Below are 16,776 nucleotides of genomic sequence, written 5' to 3' on the forward strand. Positions count from 1 at the left end.
CGTCTTCCGGAACGCCTTCCGGGGCGGGATCGGGGCCGGTTCCGGGCCTGTTTCCGGGGCCGTTTCCGGGTCCGGGGCCGGGCCCGCCTCCGGACCCGGGGCCCGGAGCCGAATAAATGGAGGGAGCTTGGCGGATTGTGTGTTCACCACCCCGGGGCACGCGGATAAGGTGCAGAGACGGCCACACCCCGGTGTGACGTCGTGAACGCGGTAAGTGAACCGTGACCCCCGTGACTCCGGGGGCCGGAGGGGACGGGGGGTCCGACGTGCCGACAGCGATCGCGGTCACCAGCGCCGACCTGGTGCTGCCGCCGACCGACCCGGGGACCCCCCGCGCCGCCGTGCTCCCGCCCCCCGAAGGGCGCCCGCTGGACGCCTCGGTCGCGGACCTGCAACAGCTCCTCGCCCGGTACGGACACGTGGTCGCCGTCTGCCCCACCTCCGTCCCGGCCGCCGTCGAGCACCGCCTCCACGCCGTCCGCTCCCTCCTGGAGAGCGACCGGATCGCCCTGGTCAGGACCGACCTGCCGCCGCTCGGCGCGGCCGTGCTCGTCCGCCAGCTCTGCCAGTTGGCCGCCTTCGACCTCAGCCCCGGAGTCCTCGCCTCCGCCGCCCGGCTGCTCGCCCATTACATCTACGCGGGCGCCGTCCTCGGCTCCGTCTCCCGGCTCGACCGCGTCCCCGTCGGCCTCGGCTCCCACCTCAAGAGCTGGCTGCCCGGCGCCCACTTCGCCGTCCTCGCCGGGCCCACCCCGCAGATGGTGCGCGTCGGCGGCGGGGGCAAGGCGGAGGAGCCCCTCGCGGGCCCCGAGTTCGCCACCGAACTGCTCCTCGCCCGTGGCCAGCTCCAGACCGACTGGCCCGCCACCGCCCTCGTGCCCCGCTGGCGGATCCCCGGGCCCGTCCAGGAGACCCCGCTGCCCGCCTCCTCGCCCGGTTGGTGGGGAACCGGCAAGCTCGTCGAGTTCGCCGCGTACCTCCCCGACCCGTCCGTCCTCCACCAGCTCGTCGCCTCCGTACGGCGCGAGACCTGCCACTGGTGCGGCATGGACCTGATCGGCGACCGCTGCGGCTTCTGCGCGGCCCCCCTGACGGTGCCGGAGCCGGGGGCGGGACCGCGACAGGCCGGGGCGTACGGAGGGGCGGGGGGCGGCGGCGCGCACGCGGGCGCGTACACGGCCGGACAGGGCGCCGATCCGTACGCCACCGATCCGTACGCCACCGATCCGCACACGGTCGATCCGTACATGGCCGATTCGTACACGGTCGCTCCGCACGCCACCGATCCGCACGCCGGCGCACGAGGCGCCGATCCCCACGCCCTCGGTCCCCACGCCGCCGACCCGCGGCGCGCCCTCGGCCCCGCGGACGCCCCCGACCCCCACGCCCCGAGGCCCGCCGTCCCGCACCCCACCCGGGCCCTCGAACCCGGCGCGCAGACCCCCCGCGCCCTGCCATGAACCGCGCCCCGGCCCCCGCCCCCGTACACCGGACCGTCCCCGCGCGCCCGCACCCGCCAGCCCACCGTCTCCGTCCGTCCGGACCCACGTCTCCGATCGAGGTAGTACGGCCATGAACTCCCGCCAGCGCCGCGGCGTGATCCTGCTGCTGCTCTCCGTCCTGTGCGCCCTCGGCGCCTTCGCCGGCGTGCTCGCCGTCATCAGCGACGTGAACTCCAAGGTCGGCCCGGAGACCACCGCGTACCGGATCAAGGAGAACGTGAAGCCCTACGAGGCGCTGAGCACCGGCCAGTTCGAGAAGATCACCATGCCGAAGCGCTGGCTCTCCGAGACCGCCGTCACCGACCTCGCCGCGATCAGGGGCAAGATCGCCGTCACCACCCTCAAGGCCGGCTCCCTCCTCCAGGAGGACATGATCGTCGACCGGCCCGCGCTCCAGCCGGGCCAGCAGGAGATCGCCATCATGATCGACGCCGGCACCGGCGTCGCGGGCAAGATCACGGCCGGTGCCACCGTCAACATCTACGCCACCTTCGCCGGCGAGAAGAAGGGCGACCCCGACCAGTCCCGGATGATCGTCTCCGGCGCCCGCGTCCTCGACGTCGGCAGGCTCACCCCGGCCTCCGAACGCTCCGACCGCGCCGACCGGGCCACCTCCACCGTCCCCATCACCTTCGCGCTCTCCACCCTCGACACCCAGCGCGTCGCGTACGCCGAGTCCTTCGCCGAGCACGTACGCCTCGCCCTCGTCGCCCCCTCCACGGGCGGCGCCCCCGTCGACCAGCGCGACCGCACCTACACGCTCGACAAGGACAAGTGAGGCCGGTATGACCACGAGGATCCTGCCGGCCGTCGGCGACCCCGACGCGGCCCGGTCCGTCACCACGCTGCTCAGCCAGCTGCCCGACGCCGAACCCGCCCCGCCGGTCGCCGACTCCACCCAGCTCGTCGACACCCTCGCCCGCCTCGCCGCCGCCTCCCTCGACGAGCTCCCCGAGGTCGTCCTCGTCCACGAGCGGATCGGGCCCGTCCCCGCGCTCGACCTGGTCCGCGAGGTCGCCCTCCGCTTCCCCGCCGTCGGCGTCGTCCTCATCACCGCCGACGCCAGCCCCGTGCTGTTCTCCGCCGCCATGGACTCCGGCGCCCGCGGCCTCGTCACCCTGCCCCTGGGGTACGAGGAGCTGGCCAGCCGCGTCCAGGCCGCCGCCCAGTGGTCCGCCGGGGTCCGCCGCCACCTCGGCACCGGGCCCGACCAGGTCACCGGACCCGGCGGCACCGTCGTCACCGTCAGCGGCGCCAAGGGCGGCGTCGGCACCACCGTCGCCGCCGTCCACCTCGCCCTCGCCGCCCGCGCCTCGGGCCGGAGCGTCGCCCTCGTCGACCTGGACCTCCAGAGCGGCGACATCGCCTCGTACCTCGACGTCCAGTTCCGGCGCTCCGTCGCCGACCTCGCCGCCATCACCGACATCTCGCCCCGCGTCCTCCAGGACGCCGTCTACGTCCACGAGACCGGCCTCTCCCTGCTCCTCTCCCCGGCCGAGGGCGAGCGCGGCGAGGAGGTCACCGACCGCGCCGCCCGCCAGGCCGTCAGCGCCCTGCGCGGCCGCCACGAGGTGGTCGTCGTCGACTGCGGCTCCCGGCTCGACGGCGCCAACGCCGCCGTGATCGAGATGGCCGACACCGCGCTCCTCGTCACCACCCCCGACGTGGTCGCGGTCCGGGCCGCCAAGCGCACCGTACGCATGTGGGAACGGCTCCAGGTCCGCAAGGCCGAGGAGACGATCACCCTCGTCAACCGGCAGCACCGCTCCAGCGAGATCCAGCCGCCGCTCGTCCAGAAGATCACCGGGACCCGCGTCGCCGGCGTCTCCGTCCCCGCGCACTTCAAGGAGCTCCAGGCCGTCGTCGACGCCGGCCGCCTCCACGAGCTCGACGCCAGGTCGACGGTCAAGCAGGCGCTCTGGTCCCTCGCGGGCGAACTGGGCCTCGTCCGGGCGGCGCAGGCCGCCGGACAGCCCGGCAAGCAGCTCGCCCGCTCCGGCGGCGACCGCGGCTCCCTCGGCCTGCGCCGCCGCACCGGGGGCCGCTGACCGATGCGCGGCCACCGGGACGGAGACGGGTACGGGGACAGGGGGCAGGTGGCGGTCGAGTTCCTCGGCATGGTCCCGCTGATCCTGCTCACCCTCGCCCTGCTCTGGCAGGTCGTCCTGGTGGGGTACACGTACAGCCTGGCGGGGAACGCGGCGGACGAGGGGGCGCGGGCGGCCGCCGTGGGCGGCGACTGCGAGGGGGCCGTGATGCGGCACCTGGACGGGGCGTGGGCGGCCGGCGCGAGCCCGAACTGCGGCTCCCCCTCCGGCGGCATGGTGACCGTGGTGGTCAGGATCGAGGTTCCCGTCCTGGTCCCGGGCGTGGGAGGGCTGTTCACGGTGGAGGGCAGGGCGGGCGCGATCTGGGAGGGGGCCACGCCGTGAACGAACAGCAGCGGTCGGTAGGGGCTCGCGACACGGGCGGGCAACCACGGCCCGGGCGGGCCCGCGACACGGGCGGGCGACCACGGTCCGTACGGGTTCGCGACACGGGCGGGCGACCACGGTCCGTACGGGTTCGCGACACGGGCGGGCGACCAGGGCCCGTACGGGCTCGCGACACGGGCGGGCAACCACGGTCCGGACAGGTCCGCGACCGCGGCCAGGCCGCCATCGAGTACCTCGGGTTCCTCCCGATCCTGCTCCTCGTCGGGCTCGCGGGGCTCCAGCTCGGCATCGCCGCGTACGCCGCCCAGCAGGCGGGCACGGCGGCGCGGGCGGCGGCCCGGGCGGCGAGCAGCGACGACGAGGAGGCGCCGAGCCCGGAAGCCGCCGCCGACGCCGCCGTGAGCGGCTGGGTCGCGACCCGCTCCTCCGTCTCCCGGGGCGGGGCGGGCGGGGAGGCCACCTACACCGTCACCGTCGAGATCCCCTCCGTCGTCCCCTTCTGGGAGGGGCTCGGCTCCGTGAGGAAGACCGCCACCATGCCGATGCCCGACGAGGAGGACCTGCCGTGAGCCTGCGCTCCCGGATCAACGCCCCCGAGGAGAGCGGCGCGGCGGCCGCCCGCGAGGACGGACACCTCGTCGCCGCCTTCCGCGCCAAGCTCCTGGAGGAGATCGACCTCACGGAGATGTCCGCGCTCGCCGCCGCCGAGCGGCGCGCCCGCCTGGAGCGCGTCCTCGGGCACATCATCAGCCGCGAGGGCCCGGTCCTCTCCACCGCCGAACGCGCCCGTCTGATCCGCCGGGTCGTCGACGAGGCCCTCGGCCTCGGCGTCCTCGAACCGCTCCTCGAAGACGCCTCCATCACCGAGATCATGGTCAACGGCCCCGACCAGATCTTCATCGAGCGGGGCGGCCGCGTCGAACTCCTGCCGCTCCGCTTCGCCTCCCACGACCAGCTCATGCAGACCATCGAGCGGATCGTCTCGACCGTCAACCGCCGCGTGGACGAGTCGAACCCGATGGTCGACGCCCGCCTGCCCTCCGGCGAGCGCGTCAACGTCATCATCCCGCCGCTCTCCCTCACCGGCGCGACCCTCACCATCCGCCGCTTCCCGCGCGCGTACACCCTCCACGAGATGATCGGCCTCGGCTCCCTCGACGAGCAGATGCTGCTCCTGCTCTCCGGGCTCGTGCAGGCCAAGTTCAACCTGATCGTCTCCGGCGCCACCGGCACCGGGAAGACCACCCTCCTCAACGCCCTCTCCGGGCTCGTCCCGGACGGCGAGCGGATCATCACCATCGAGGACTCGGCCGAGCTCCAGCTCCAGCAGTCCCACGTCATCCGCCTGGAGGCCCGGCCGCCCAACATCGAGGGCCGCGGGGCCATCTCCATCCGCGACCTCGTCCGCAACTCGCTGCGCATGCGCCCCGACCGCATCATCGTGGGAGAGGTCCGCGGCGGCGAGACGCTCGACATGCTCCAGGCCATGTCCACCGGCCACGACGGCTCCCTCGCCACCGTGCACGCCAACTCCGCCGAGGACGCCCTGATGCGGCTCCAGACCCTGGCCTCCATGTCGGAGGTGAAGGTGCCGTTCGAGGCCCTGCGCGACCAGATCAACAGCGCGGTCGACGTCCTCGTGCAGCTCACCCGGCACCCGGACGGCACCCGCCGGATCACCGAGATCGCCGTCCTCGCCTCGCACGGCCGCGAACGCTTCCTGCTCGCCACGGTCTGCCGCTTCCACGCCCAGCCGCTCGCCGTCGACGGCCGGGTGTACGGGCGGTTCACGTACCACCCGCTGCCGCGCCGGGTCGCCGAACGCCTCTACCTGGCGGGGCAGCCCCTCCCGCAGGCCTTCGGCGTGGCCGCGACCGATGCGCACCTGGCCGTCCGGGAGGCGGAATGACGACCGACGGGCACGACCGGCACGACGGGTACGGCGGGCACGACGGGTACGGCGGGCACGACAGGTACAGCGGGCGCGACAGGTACGACAGGCACGTGTCCGTCCGGGAGGCGGAATGATGACCGACCCCTTCTGGCTGACGATCGGCGTCGCGCTCCTCTGCTGCGTCCTGGGCGTGACCGGCGTCCAGCTGTACGCGAGCGGGGCCCGCCGGCACGCGGCGCTCGTCGCCCGCCTCGACGAGACGGCCGGGCCCGAGACGGCCGGCCGCCGCAGGCGCCACTTCAGGGGCATCGACCGGAGGGTGCGCGGGACGGCCCTCGGCCGGAGGCTGGAGCGGCGGATCGCGGCCACCGGCATGGACATCACGCCCGGCGAGTTCACCGTCGCCCTCACGGCGACCGTGGCGGTGCTCTGGGCCGCGGGCCAGGCGCTCCTGTCCCCCTTCTTCGGACCGATCTGCGGCTTCCTCGGCATCTGGGTGGCCCTCGGCCACCTCAACTGGCAGCGGCAGAAGCGCATCGAGAAGTTCATCAACCAGCTCCCCGAGCTCTCCCGCATCCTGGCCAACGCCACCCAGGCCGGACTGGCCCTCCGGATGGCGCTCAGCCTGGCTGCCGACGAGCTGGAGGCCCCGGCCGGCGACGAACTGGAGAAGGTGGCGCAGCAGCTGTCCGTCGGCACCTCCCTCGACGACGCGCTCGGCGAGCTCGCCGAACGCCTCCCCTCGCGGGAGCTCGTCGTGCTCGTCACCACGCTGGTCCTCGCCAACCGGGCCGGCGGCACCGTCGTCTCCTCCCTGCGGAACCTCACCGAGACGCTGGAGGAGCGCAAGGAGACCCGGCGCGAGGTCCGCACCCAGCTCTCGCAGGTGAGCATGACGGCGTACTCGGTCCCGGTCATCGGCGTCGGCTCGCTGCTCCTCATCGACAATATGCAGCCGGGGGCCCTCGACCGGATGACGGATTCGGGCCTCGGGCAGTTCGCGGTGATCGCCGCGTTCGCCCTGTACGCGGTCGGCTTCGTCATCATCCGCCGCTTCTCGAAGATCGACGTGTAGGGACGGCCGCCGTGGAACTCCTCCTCGCCCTCCTGGCCGGCCTGGCGGTCGCCGGCGCCTGCTACGGCGTCCGCCTCTACCGGGCCGACGCCAAGCTCCCCGACGACCTCCGGCTGGCCCTGGAGGTCGGTGCGACCCGTACCGGCGCGGTCGACTCGGCGGTGGACCGCCTGGGCATGCGCTGGTCGCCGGCGGTGCTGCGGCTGATGGGCCCGAAGCGGGTCAACGCGGTGCGCCGCCGCATCGACCTGGCGGGGAACCCGGGCGGCCTGACGATCGACCGGTACGGCGCCCGCCGGGCGGTGTACGGCTTCCTGGGGGCCCTGGGCGCCCTCCTGATGCTGTCGAAGGGCTCGTACCTCACGGCGCTGCTCCTGCTGGCCTTCGGGGCGTTCTGGACGGAGGTGGGGATCTGGTCGGCGGTCCGCATCCGCAAGGACCAGATCGAACGCACGCTGCCGGACTTCCTGGACGTCCTCGCCGTCGTCGTCTCGGCGGGCCTCGGCTTCCGCCAGGCGCTCGAACGGGTCGCGGAGAAGTACGAGGGCCCGTGGTCGGACGAACTGCGCATCACCCTGCGCCAGATGGACATGGGCGTCAGCCGCCGGCAGGCCTTCGACGAACTGCGCCGCCGCAACGACTCGGAACAGGTGGCGCAGTTCGTGACGGCGCTCCAGCAGGGCGAGGAGCTGGGCGCCCCGATCGTCGACACGCTCATCCAGATCGCCAACGACATGCGCCGCACCGACGCCCAGAACGCCCGCCGCAAGGCGGCGAAGGCGGTCCCGAAAGCGACGATGGTGATCACGACCCTGATGGTCCCGGCGACGATGATCCTCCTCGGCGCGGGCCTGTTCCTGGGCACGGGAACGGACTTCGGCTCGGTGACGGGCGAGTGAGCGCGGGACGGATCCGAAGATCTGTTCCCCCAAAAGACTTCGCGGATGCAACGGAATGTGTCACAGTGCGGACTGGGAGTGAGGGGAGGCGGAGGACGATGGACCCGAAGGACACGGGCCTCGACGGCTGCCGTATCGCGGCGGCATGCTTCGTCGGGGGGAAACCGGTCAAGAATCACCTCGACCGATTCAACCGAATCTTCGCCGAACTCCACACCCGCACCGGTGCCGAGGCCATAACCTCCTGGCGGGGCACGAGGTCCCTCCCATGACCCGACCTGACGAATGGGCCCAGGGACCCTGTGCACCGACGGCTCCACGGGCATACCGTTCCGGAGCGCAGGCGTCCGAACGCGGAGGGGACCACGATGAACGACGCGATGCTGAAGGCCCTGACCAAGGCCAGGATCGAACTGACCACTCGCGCGATGTCCAGGACGGGGGACCGGGGGCAGACGGCGGTGGAGTATCTGGGGATCATCGTGGTGGTGGTGGCGATTGTGGTGGCGATCACCGGGACGGATCTCGGACAGTCGATCAAGACCGCCATCAGCCAGAAGATCGCCGAGCTGACTGGTGGCGGCGGCGAGTAAGTGTGGTTCGCGACTTATCGGACGCAGGCCAGGCGTTTCCCGTCTACATCGCCGCTATGGCGGGGCTGCTGTTCTTGGCCTTTGTCTACTTCGCGTTCGGGCAGGCCGCTGTTACTCGTAACAGCGCCCAGACCGCCGCAGACGCGGCAGCACTCGCGGCTGCTCAGGATGCTCGGGAGCAACTGCGTGAGGGATGGCTCGATGTGATCCTCGACCCTGCGCAGTGGGGTGAGTTCCTTGGAGGAGAGGGGTTCACCGAACCCTCCGCGTGTCGGCAAGCGGCGGTCTTCGCTGCCAGGAACGGCGCGAGCCTTGACAGTAGAGGGAATGCCTGTCTCCGCCTTGCTGGGGGGCTCAAGGGTTTCAGCGTCACAGTCAGGACGACAGGAGCGGAAGCGCAACATGCCACCGCGTCTGCGAATGCCGTGATCGAGCCCAAGTGCCGCTTTGTGGCACCAGGGGAGACGGCGCCGGAGGAAACAGAACCGGATCCCGGCCCGACAGAACCGGGGGAAGAGCAGGAACCGGAACCGATCACCGGTCTGAACTGTAATGGTGTTTCCTGGATGATCGATCCTAATGACCCCGAACTGCCCAGTGCTGCCGACCTCTTCACTGTTCGACTGGCCGGCGACGACGAGTAAAGGAAGCACGCTTCATGAACGTTCGGTACGCACGAAGAGGGCTGGCCTCCCTCGCGGTCGTGTCGGTGGCCTTCCTTGCGGTCGGTTGCGGTGCCGAGGACAAGCCGAATGAGAATAAGCCGACTGCGAAGACCACTTCCCCCCAGAAGAGCCAGGGCAGTCAAGAACAGCCCACCGCTGAGGAGTCGCTGGAAGAGATCGCCGTCGTCAAGGGACAGAAGGGGCTTGAACTGGTCCTCAACTCAGTGGAGCAAGACGCTGGTGGCTTCGTCACCGTCAAGGGGCGACTGCGAAATACCGGCGAGTCAGTCACGGCTCTTCCAGCCAGGATGAGCGGCGACGAGACCGAAGTGGTCAAGCACGGAACATCCTTGGGCGGTGCCTCGCTCGTGGACTCCGTCGGAAAGAAGCGATACTACGTGCTGAGGGACACGGACGGGCGACCGCTCACCACCATCGGGCTTGACAGCCTCGGTCCGGGCAAGTCCACCGCCGTCTTCATGCAATTCCCCGCCCCCCCCACCTCCACCACCGAAGTCTCCTTCCAACTCCCCACCTTCGAACCCGCCACCCTCAAACTCTCCTGAGGCGACGCCATGACGACGACACCCCGCCGCCTCGCCGCAATCGCCCTCGTCTCCGTGGTCCTGTGGCCCGTCTCCGTGCCGCTCGCCCACGCCGACGATCCGCCCGGCTCCGCCGGCACCGCGTCCCCCGTGCCCGTCATCGACGAGAGCGCGCCGGGCCTGATGCTGCCCGACGGCGCCGCCCTCGCGGCTCCGAAGGTCCTCGACATCAAGCAGATCGTCGAGGAGGAGGGCGGCGCGCAGCGCCGTCAGGACACCAACGTGGACGTGACGTTCGCGCTCCAGGCCGAGGTGCTGTTCCCGAAGGACAGCGCCAAGCTCGGGGCCGCCGCCACGAGCCGGATCGCCGCGATCGCCGCCGAGATCGACAAGCAGGGATCCGGACGGGTCCGGGTCTTCGGCTTCACCGACAACCTCGGGACGTACGAACACGGCCTGAAGCTCTCGAAGCAGCGCGCCGCAGCCGTGCAGCAGGTGCTCTCCCGGAGCCTGGGCCCCGGGACCACCTTCGACATCCGCGGCTACAGCGAGGACTACCCGATCGCCGACAACGCCACCGAAGAGGGCCGCAAGAAGAACCGCCGGGTCGAGATCTCCTTCCCGCGCACCACACCGCCCGCCGCCACTCCCTGAGCGACGGCGCCGGCGGTGCGCCCCGGCCCCGCGGCTTCCACAGGGTGGCCCGGAGGCCGATCCGCGCGGGCGGTTCCCGGATCCCGTTCGGGTCACCCCCGGTGAAGCCGGTGATCGCGGCCCGCGCGATGTCGTCCTTGTCGGTCACGCCGCGGAGGACGGTCTTCGCGGGGAGGCCCCACTCGTGCATCCGGGTCTCGGTGAAGCCGCCGACCCGGGCCACCCCGGCGCAGTACTCGGCCTTCTCCGAGGGGCCCGTGGGCTGGAGCTGGGCGGCGTTGCGGCCGTTCTTCAGGGCGAGGACCCCGGAGGAGGGCTGCCGGTGCGTCAGGTCGGCCTGCACCGGGGTGCCGGTCGGCGTAGGCCTCCCGGTCCTCGGCGCGGGGTGGAGGCGGGAACGGACCCGTGGGCGAGCCGGGACCCGGCTGCGCGGGTGGCCACTCGGAGGCGTGGGGGCGTGGGCGCCGGGAACCCCTTTTCCTCTCGGCTGCCGGCAGAAGCACCCCGCCCCCCCCGTCCTGTTTCTCCCCGAGGTGGGCCGAGGGGCAACACGGTGGTGATCGAACGTGGCCAACGGACCTTGCCGCGAGTCCCGTCGCCCTCACCCGGCCGTCCCCGTACGGGGCCGGTGCCGCGCCCCGTGGCCACCGCCCTCCGCCGCGTACCGCCGGCTCGTACACGAGGTCGACGGGCCACGGAAGGGGGACACTTCGCGCCTCTCCGGAAAAACCCGGCGAAAGACGTTCCCAGGAAAGCGCAAAAGCGTCGGGACGCGGCCGTCGGGCAGGAGCATCCTGGATCGATGACGACGACGCCGAGCGTGACGCCGAGTGTGCAGTTGGTCAGCGACCTGGTCACCCGGATTCCCGAGTTCCGCGAGGCCTACGAGACCCATCTGCTCCATCAGGGCGGCGTGCTTCCGCACGTGTTCTTCTGGGAGGTCGTCCAGGACACCGTCCGCTCCTTCCTCGGCGAGGACCCGGCCGCGCCCGACTGGCGCCGCACGCTCGCCTTCCTGGAGGAGGAGAGCCGTCGCGGGGTCCTCGGCGTCGACGAGGTCATCGTCACCTCGTTCCTGGGCGACCTGCCCTCCCCGCACGAGCCCGGACACGCCATCGTCCACCGGCTCGGCCCCGTCATGGCCGCGAAGTTCGCCCGCATGAGACCGTTCGGCTGATCCTCGCGTCGGGCCCCCGCCGCCCCTCCGCCGACCCCTCGCGTTATTTAACCCGCCACCCTCCAGAGGTACTTGGGTATCGTTTCGCGGACACGCCGAGGCTGACGCGCTCCGGCGCGGACCGGGGGTGGCGCGAGCGTGCTGAGCGACGAGGACGTCCTGGCGGCCGTGCGGCGCCGGGCCGAGGAGCGCGGTGGGGCCGGCCCGGCCTCCCCCGGGGAGGCGACCGTCACCCGGCACCTCCTGATCGAGGGGCGGGTCCTGCGCTCCCTGGAGACCCGCACGGAGGAGGAGCGGTTCCACCAGGGCTTCGTCGACCTGTCGGACCGGCCCGTGTACGGCTCCGCCCTCGACTCGTACCGCGTACCGCCTCCCGAGGACCCCGCCGTCGAGACGACCCTGAGACTGGTGCGGCGCGGTTCGGTGGACGACCGGTCCTGCGAGTGCGGCAACGGCGTGGTGTCCTGCGAACGCTGCCGGGGGACCGGCGAGCTGCCGTGCGCCCCGGCCAAGGCCTGCGGCGGGTGCCAGGGGGTCGCGAGCTGCCTGTGGTGCGACGGCACCGGCCGCCGCAGCCGGACGTACGGCCGGCCGGACGCGGGACAGCAGGGACGGGTGGGACGCGTGACGTGCGGCCAGTGCGGCACTGCGAACTCGGCGTGCGCCGACTGCGGCGGACGCGGCAGGACCACCTGCGCCCGGTGCGGCGGTTCGGGCTCCCGCGCCTGCTCCGGCTGCGACCGGGCGGGCACCGTCCCCCACCGGCGCTGCGGGGGCACCGCGCGGACCGTGACGTGGACCGAGGGCGTCGTCACCAGGAGTCCGCTCGACGTGAAGGTCAAGATCGCCGTCCCCGACCTGCCGTACGGGGCGTGGAAGAGCGCCCGCGACCACGGGGCCTGGACCGACGTCCGCGTGGCCGGCCCGCGCTCCTCCCTGGCGCGCGACACCGACGCGGAGGTGGCCGGGACCCTGGAGCCGTGGCTCGTCCGGCACGAGGGCGAGGTGGCCCGCCGGGTCACCCTGCGCCATCTGTCCCTGGCCCGCGTCACCCTCGCCTCGGACCCCCACCGGGTGTTCTTCGTCGTCCCCGGGCGCGACGGGCCGCACGTCGCCGCGTGGCCCTCCGGGAACCGCGTCCGGCTGATCGCCGCCGTCGCGCTGGCCGCACTGGTCACCCTCGTCGTCGTGACCCGCCTCCTCGCCTGAGCCCGAGCCCGAGCGCGGACCCGAGCGCGGACCCGGACCGGCCCTGCCCGAACGCAAACACGAACGTGAACCCGGACCCGGACCGGCCCCGCCCGAGCCCGATCAGGACCCGCCCGAACCCGGACCGGCCCCGCCCGAGCCCGATCAGGACCCGCCCGAACCCGAACCGGCCCTGCCCGAACCGGCCCTGCCCGGACCGGCCCTGCCCGAACCCGAACCCGAACCCGGCCCTCGGCGCGTACCCGGTCCGGCCTCCGATCGTGCCCGATCGTGCCCGATCGCGCCCGGACCGGCCTCGGACCGGCCTCGGACCGGCCCCGGACCGGCCCCGGACCGGACCCCTTCGACCGCCCGCGATAATCGAACCCATGCCCCCGTCCCGCCCCGACGGCCCCCGCCGGCCCTCCCGCCCCCTCCTCCTCGCCCTCGGCGGCTACGCCGCCACCCGCGCGGTCGGCCTCGCCGTCCTCGCGATCGCCGCCGCCGCGACCGGCGAGGACGGGCTGCACCGGCTCAAGGGCCGCTGGGACTCCGTCTGGTACGTGCGGATCGCCGAGCACGGCTACGGGTACGAGACCGTCCTGCCCAACGGGGACGTCCACTCCGACCTGGCCTTCTTCCCGCTCCTCCCGGCCCTGGAGCGCGGCCTGTCCGCCGTGTCGCCCCTCGACGCCGCCACCGCCGGGCTCCTCGTCTCCTGGGCCGCCGGACTCGCCGCCGCCTGGGGCGTCTTCCGGTGCGGCGCCCACGCCTCCGGGCCGCGGACCGGGGTCCTGCTCGCCGTCCTGTGGGGCGTGTACCCGACCGCGTTCGTCCAGTCCATGGCGTACACGGAGACCCTCTTCACCGCCCTCGCCGCCTGGTCCCTGTACGCGGTCCTGCGCGACCGCTGGATCCTCGCCGGTCTCCTCTGCGCCGCCGCCGGCCTCACCCGCCCCACCGCCGCCGCCCTGATCGCCGCGCTCGGGATCACCGCCCTCGCCGCCCTCGTACGGGACCGCCGCCTGTCCGCCCGCACGGTGGCCGGCGTGCTGATCGCACCCCTGGGCTGGCTCGGGTACGTCGTGTACGTGGGGGCGCGGGAGGGCAGCCCCACCGCCTACTTCGAGGTTCAGGCCGCCTGGGGCAACTCCGTCGACGGCGGCCTCGCGCTCGCCCGGTTCATCGCGGGCCTGCCCTGGCCCGCCGCCCTCGGCCTGACCGCCGCGCTCGCCCTGCTCGCCTGGCTCGTCGTCCTCTGCGTACGGCAGCGGCAGCCGCTGCCCCTGCTCGTTTATACGATCGGCGTCGTCCTCGTCTCCCTCGTCGGCGCCGCCTACTTCGGCTCCCGGCCGCGCCTGATGATGCCCGCCTTCGGACTGCTGCTCCCGCCCGCCGCCGCCCTCGCGCTGCTCCGGCCCCGCACCGCCGTCCCGGTCCTCGCCGGCCTCGCCCTCGCCTCCGCCGCGTACGGCGCCTTCACCCTCCTCGGGCCGGGTCCTCCGTAGAACCCCCCGGGCCGGGTCCCCTGTTGGACCTTCCCGGACCGGACCCCCTGTTGGACCTCCCCGGCCCGGCCCCTCCCCAGGACGCCCTCACCCCGGCCCCTCCCCGGGGACTCCCCGGAGCGCGCCCTCCACCGGTCCGGTCTCCACGCGCACGCGTACCCCCCGCCGCACCCCCCACCCCGCCATCGCGCCCGCCTCCGCCTCCAGGACGTGCCGGCCGCGCGGTCGGAGCATGCCCAGCCGGCCCGGCCGCATCGTGACCACGGACAGGACCCGGAAGGAGCGGTCCAGGTACGCCACGTCGATCGCGAACCGCATGCCGAAGGTGTGCACGCTGTTCGTCCGGACGATCAGCAGCGCCCCCGCGATCCCGTCCCGCCCGAGCAGCCCCCGCCGCCGCGCCCGGTACGACGCCGCCACCTCCAGGGGGACCGCGAGGTCCCCGGGCGCCGCCAACGTCCCCGTACCGTCCTTCCATTTCCCCATGCGCCAGACCGTAGCCCCCTAGGGTCTGCCCCGTGGACGTCTCGCTGCTGATCACCGCCGCCGCCCTGTGGGGCGCCGCCGCCGGGCTGCTCGTCCCGCGTGCCGCCCACCGGCTCGCCGTGGAGCCGGAGGAGCCGTGGCGGGACCGCTGCCCCGCCGGGCACGTGCTCGTGGGGCCCGCGCGGGGCTGGCTCGGCGGGCCCGGCCGGGGGGACTGCGCGACCGCCGCCCCGGTCGCCGCCCCGCTGCTCACCGCCCTGGTCTGCGCCGCGCTCGCCGCCGCCACCGGCACGCTCCGGCCCGAGCTGGCGGTCTGGCTGCTCGCCGCGCCCCTCGCCGTCCTCCTCGGCTGCGTCGACGCCCGCGTCCACCGGCTGCCGGACGGGCTGACGCTGCCGCTCGCCGCCGCCCTGCCGCTGCTCCTCGGAGCCGCCGAGCTCCTGCCGTACGACGCCGGTTCCTGGTTCCACGCGCTGCTCGGCGCGCTCGCCCTCGGCGGCGGCTACCTGGTGCTCTTCCTGGTCAACCCGAGCGGCCTCGGCTTCGGCGACGTGAAGCTGGCGCTCCCGCTGGGCGCTGCCCTGGGCTGGTACGGCTGGGGGATCCTCTTCGCCGGGGCGTTCGCCGGCTTCCTCCTCGGCGCGGTGTACGGCCTCGGCCTGGTCCTGCTGCGGCGGGCCGACCGCTCCTCGGCGATCCCCTTCGGGCCCTTCATGCTCGCGGGCGGACTGCTCGGCGTCCTCCTCGGCGCGTTCACCGCCGTCCCCTGAGGGGCCCGTCCCCGCGTCAACGTCGCGCCCCCGCCGCCCGGTCCCCCCTGGGAGGGACGGAACCCCGCCGCCACGCCGGGGCGTAAACCCGCCACGAGGCCCCACAGCCCTTGTCCCGCCCGGGATCCGGGGGATTCCGGGCGGGACTCCGGGCGCGCGTGGCGCGCGGGACGACTAACGAAGGGTTATGGTGGAAACCCCCCCTCGGGCCGGTCCGTATCCCCCCCACGGACCGGCCCGTTTTTTCTTTCCCGCCGCGAGTCCGCCGCGAGTCCGCCGCGAGTCCGCCGAGAGTCCGCCGAGAGTCCGCCGCGGGCCCGGTACGGGACGGGGCGGTGTCAGCCCCGGCCGGCCCAGATGTTCGTGCCCGCCGTGTCGACCGCGAACGAGTCGATCTCCGTCAGCTCCTCGTCCGTGAGGGGGGCGCCGGCGAGCGCGGCCACGTTCTCCTCCAGCTGGGCGACGCTGGACGCGCCGATCAGCGCCGAGGTCATCCGGGGGTCCCGCAGCACCCACGACAGCGCGAGCTGCGCCAGGGACTGGTCGCGCCGCTCCGCGATGTCCGCGAGGCCGCGCAGGCGCCGCAGCACCTCGTCGGAGAGCAGGTTCGGGTCGAGGGACTTGCCCTGGGTGGCCCGCGAGCCCTCCGGGATGCCCTTCAGGTACTTGTTGGTCAGCAGCCCCTGCGCCAGCGGCACGAAGGAGATGCAGCCCATGCCGGCCGCCTCCAGGGTGTCGAGGAGGCCGTCCTCCTCGGTCCAGCGGTTGATCATCGAGTACGAGGGCTGGTGGATGAGGGCCGGGACGCCCATCTCCTTCAGGATCCGCGCGGCCTCGGCGGTCTGCTCGCTCGTGTAGGAGGAGACGCCGACGTACAGCGCCTTGCCCTGCCGGACGGCGGAGGCCAGGGCCCCCATCGTCTCCTCCAGCGGGGTCTCCGGGTCGAAGCGGTGCGAGTAGAAGACGTCGACGTAGTCGAGGCCCATCCGGTCCAGGGAGGCGTCGAGCGAGGACAGCAGGTACTTGCGGGAGCCCCACTCGCCGTACGGCCCGGGGTGCATCAGATAGCCGGCCTTGGTCGAGACGACCAGTTCGTCCCGGTACGGGGCGAAGTCCTGGGCGAAGATCTTGCCGAAGTTCAGCTCGGCCGAGCCGGGCGGCGGTCCGTAGTTGTTCGCGAGGTCGAAGTGGGTGACGCCCAGGTCGAAGGCGCGGCGCAGGATCGCGCGCTGCGAGTCGAGGGCGCGGTCGTCGCCGAAGTTGTGCCAGAGGCCGAGCGAGACCGCCGGGAGCTTGAGGCCGCTGCGGCCCGTGCGGCGGTACTCCATGGTGTCGTAGCGGTCCGCGGAAGCGCGGTACGGGGAGGAATCAGTCACGTATCTCTG

The 16,776-nt window shown here is 73.3% G+C and carries 18 protein-coding genes; 16 read left to right on the plus strand and 2 right to left on the minus strand.

Features of this window, described 5'->3' with window-relative positions; translation table 11 throughout:
- The first annotated feature begins 266 nt into the window (after window positions 1-266).
- The 15 genes from ACIQKA_RS01670 to ACIQKA_RS01740 all read left to right on the plus strand — a co-directional run bounded on the left by ACIQKA_RS01670 (window position 267) and on the right by ACIQKA_RS01740 (window position 14,135).
- The gene (locus tag ACIQKA_RS01670; RefSeq protein WP_402539635.1) at window positions 267-1,460 is read left to right on the plus strand and encodes a hypothetical protein; all 1,194 of its coding nucleotides are present in this window, start codon (window positions 267-269) and stop codon (window positions 1,458-1,460) included.
- Window positions 1,461-1,572: 112 nt separating this feature from the next.
- A complete protein-coding gene (gene cpaB, locus ACIQKA_RS01675; protein WP_383149915.1) occupies window positions 1,573-2,280 on the plus strand; it encodes a Flp pilus assembly protein CpaB in 708 nt (235 codons plus the stop codon).
- 7 nt (window positions 2,281-2,287) lie between these two features.
- Complete coding sequence (locus tag ACIQKA_RS01680; protein WP_383149917.1) at window positions 2,288-3,550, plus strand: CpaE family protein; 1,263 nt, start codon at window positions 2,288-2,290, stop codon at window positions 3,548-3,550.
- A gap of 3 nt (window positions 3,551-3,553) precedes the next feature.
- The gene (locus tag ACIQKA_RS01685; protein ID WP_383149919.1) at window positions 3,554-3,934 is read left to right on the plus strand and encodes a TadE/TadG family type IV pilus assembly protein; all 381 of its coding nucleotides are present in this window, start codon (window positions 3,554-3,556) and stop codon (window positions 3,932-3,934) included.
- A complete protein-coding gene (locus ACIQKA_RS01690) occupies window positions 3,931-4,506 on the plus strand; it encodes a TadE/TadG family type IV pilus assembly protein (protein ID WP_402539636.1) in 576 nt (191 codons plus the stop codon). Before ACIQKA_RS01685 ends, ACIQKA_RS01690 begins: the two co-directional genes overlap by 4 nt.
- Window positions 4,503-5,846 carry a CpaF family protein gene (locus ACIQKA_RS01695; protein WP_402539637.1) on the plus strand — a complete coding sequence of 448 codons (1,344 nt, stop codon included), beginning with the start codon at window positions 4,503-4,505 and terminating at the stop codon, window positions 5,844-5,846. The genes ACIQKA_RS01690 and ACIQKA_RS01695 overlap by 4 nt, the downstream gene beginning before the upstream one ends.
- A 115-nt stretch (window positions 5,847-5,961) precedes the next feature.
- A complete protein-coding gene (locus ACIQKA_RS01700; RefSeq protein WP_383432346.1) occupies window positions 5,962-6,906 on the plus strand; it encodes a type II secretion system F family protein in 945 nt (314 codons plus the stop codon).
- 11 nt (window positions 6,907-6,917) lie between these two features.
- Window positions 6,918-7,805, plus strand: coding sequence for a DUF5936 domain-containing protein (locus tag ACIQKA_RS01705; RefSeq protein WP_376234918.1), 888 nt, complete (start codon window positions 6,918-6,920; stop codon window positions 7,803-7,805).
- Between the two features lie 368 nt (window positions 7,806-8,173).
- Window positions 8,174-8,398: a Flp family type IVb pilin gene (locus ACIQKA_RS01710; RefSeq protein ID WP_381417533.1), complete on the plus strand. Its 225-nt coding sequence runs from the start codon at window positions 8,174-8,176 to the stop codon at window positions 8,396-8,398.
- 2 nt (window positions 8,399-8,400) lie between these two features.
- Complete coding sequence (locus tag ACIQKA_RS01715) at window positions 8,401-9,042, plus strand: pilus assembly protein TadG-related protein (RefSeq protein ID WP_402539639.1); 642 nt, start codon at window positions 8,401-8,403, stop codon at window positions 9,040-9,042.
- A gap of 14 nt (window positions 9,043-9,056) precedes the next feature.
- The gene (locus ACIQKA_RS01720) at window positions 9,057-9,629 is read left to right on the plus strand and encodes a hypothetical protein (protein WP_402539640.1); all 573 of its coding nucleotides are present in this window, start codon (window positions 9,057-9,059) and stop codon (window positions 9,627-9,629) included.
- 9 nt (window positions 9,630-9,638) lie between these two features.
- Window positions 9,639-10,262 carry an OmpA family protein gene (locus ACIQKA_RS01725; RefSeq protein ID WP_383443013.1) on the plus strand — a complete coding sequence of 208 codons (624 nt, stop codon included), beginning with the start codon at window positions 9,639-9,641 and terminating at the stop codon, window positions 10,260-10,262.
- A gap of 802 nt (window positions 10,263-11,064) precedes the next feature.
- Window positions 11,065-11,439, plus strand: a complete 375-nt coding sequence (locus ACIQKA_RS01730; RefSeq protein WP_383149931.1) for a hypothetical protein — start codon at window positions 11,065-11,067, stop codon at window positions 11,437-11,439.
- 138 nt (window positions 11,440-11,577) lie between these two features.
- Window positions 11,578-12,648, plus strand: a complete 1,071-nt coding sequence (locus tag ACIQKA_RS01735; RefSeq protein ID WP_402539641.1) for a hypothetical protein — start codon at window positions 11,578-11,580, stop codon at window positions 12,646-12,648.
- A gap of 368 nt (window positions 12,649-13,016) precedes the next feature.
- Complete coding sequence (locus ACIQKA_RS01740; RefSeq protein ID WP_402539643.1) at window positions 13,017-14,135, plus strand: hypothetical protein; 1,119 nt, start codon at window positions 13,017-13,019, stop codon at window positions 14,133-14,135.
- A gap of 87 nt (window positions 14,136-14,222) precedes the next feature.
- Here ACIQKA_RS01740 and ACIQKA_RS01745 read toward each other — a convergent pair whose 3' ends face one another.
- Window positions 14,223-14,621 carry a DUF192 domain-containing protein gene (locus ACIQKA_RS01745; protein WP_402539645.1) on the minus strand — a complete coding sequence of 133 codons (399 nt, stop codon included), beginning with the start codon at window positions 14,619-14,621 and terminating at the stop codon, window positions 14,223-14,225.
- A gap of 32 nt (window positions 14,622-14,653) precedes the next feature.
- Here ACIQKA_RS01745 and ACIQKA_RS01750 point away from each other — a divergent pair, with 32 nt between their 5' ends.
- Entirely contained in the window at window positions 14,654-15,391 is a 738-nt protein-coding gene (locus ACIQKA_RS01750) for a prepilin peptidase (protein ID WP_402539646.1), read from the plus strand.
- Between the two features lie 338 nt (window positions 15,392-15,729).
- On the opposite strand, the gene mgrA is transcribed toward ACIQKA_RS01750, so the two are convergent.
- A complete protein-coding gene (gene mgrA, locus ACIQKA_RS01755; RefSeq protein WP_402539647.1) occupies window positions 15,730-16,767 on the minus strand; it encodes an L-glyceraldehyde 3-phosphate reductase in 1,038 nt (345 codons plus the stop codon).
- Between the last annotated feature and the right edge of the window lie 9 nt (window positions 16,768-16,776).

This window comes from Streptomyces sp. NPDC092045 (genome assembly GCF_044756005.1).
Lineage (GTDB): Bacteria > Actinomycetota > Actinomycetes > Streptomycetales > Streptomycetaceae > Streptomyces.

What these genes read in the sequence shown, in the direction of transcription:
- ACIQKA_RS01725 (WP_383443013.1), top strand. Translation starts at nt 9,639, where the DNA reads ATGACGACGACACCCCGCCGCCTCGCCGCAATCGCCCTCGTCTCCGTG.
- ACIQKA_RS01745 (WP_402539645.1), bottom strand. Translation starts at nt 14,621, where the DNA reads ATGGGGAAATGGAAGGACGGTACGGGGACGTTGGCGGCGCCCGGGGAC.
- ACIQKA_RS01700 (WP_383432346.1), top strand. Translation starts at nt 5,962, where the DNA reads ATGATGACCGACCCCTTCTGGCTGACGATCGGCGTCGCGCTCCTCTGC.
- ACIQKA_RS01730 (WP_383149931.1), top strand. Translation starts at nt 11,065, where the DNA reads ATGACGACGACGCCGAGCGTGACGCCGAGTGTGCAGTTGGTCAGCGAC.
- ACIQKA_RS01680 (WP_383149917.1), top strand. Translation starts at nt 2,288, where the DNA reads ATGACCACGAGGATCCTGCCGGCCGTCGGCGACCCCGACGCGGCCCGG.
- ACIQKA_RS01740 (WP_402539643.1), top strand. Translation starts at nt 13,017, where the DNA reads ATGCCCCCGTCCCGCCCCGACGGCCCCCGCCGGCCCTCCCGCCCCCTC.
- ACIQKA_RS01685 (WP_383149919.1), top strand. Translation starts at nt 3,554, where the DNA reads ATGCGCGGCCACCGGGACGGAGACGGGTACGGGGACAGGGGGCAGGTG.
- ACIQKA_RS01720 (WP_402539640.1), top strand. Translation starts at nt 9,057, where the DNA reads ATGAACGTTCGGTACGCACGAAGAGGGCTGGCCTCCCTCGCGGTCGTG.
- ACIQKA_RS01710 (WP_381417533.1), top strand. Translation starts at nt 8,174, where the DNA reads ATGAACGACGCGATGCTGAAGGCCCTGACCAAGGCCAGGATCGAACTG.
- cpaB (WP_383149915.1), top strand. Translation starts at nt 1,573, where the DNA reads ATGAACTCCCGCCAGCGCCGCGGCGTGATCCTGCTGCTGCTCTCCGTC.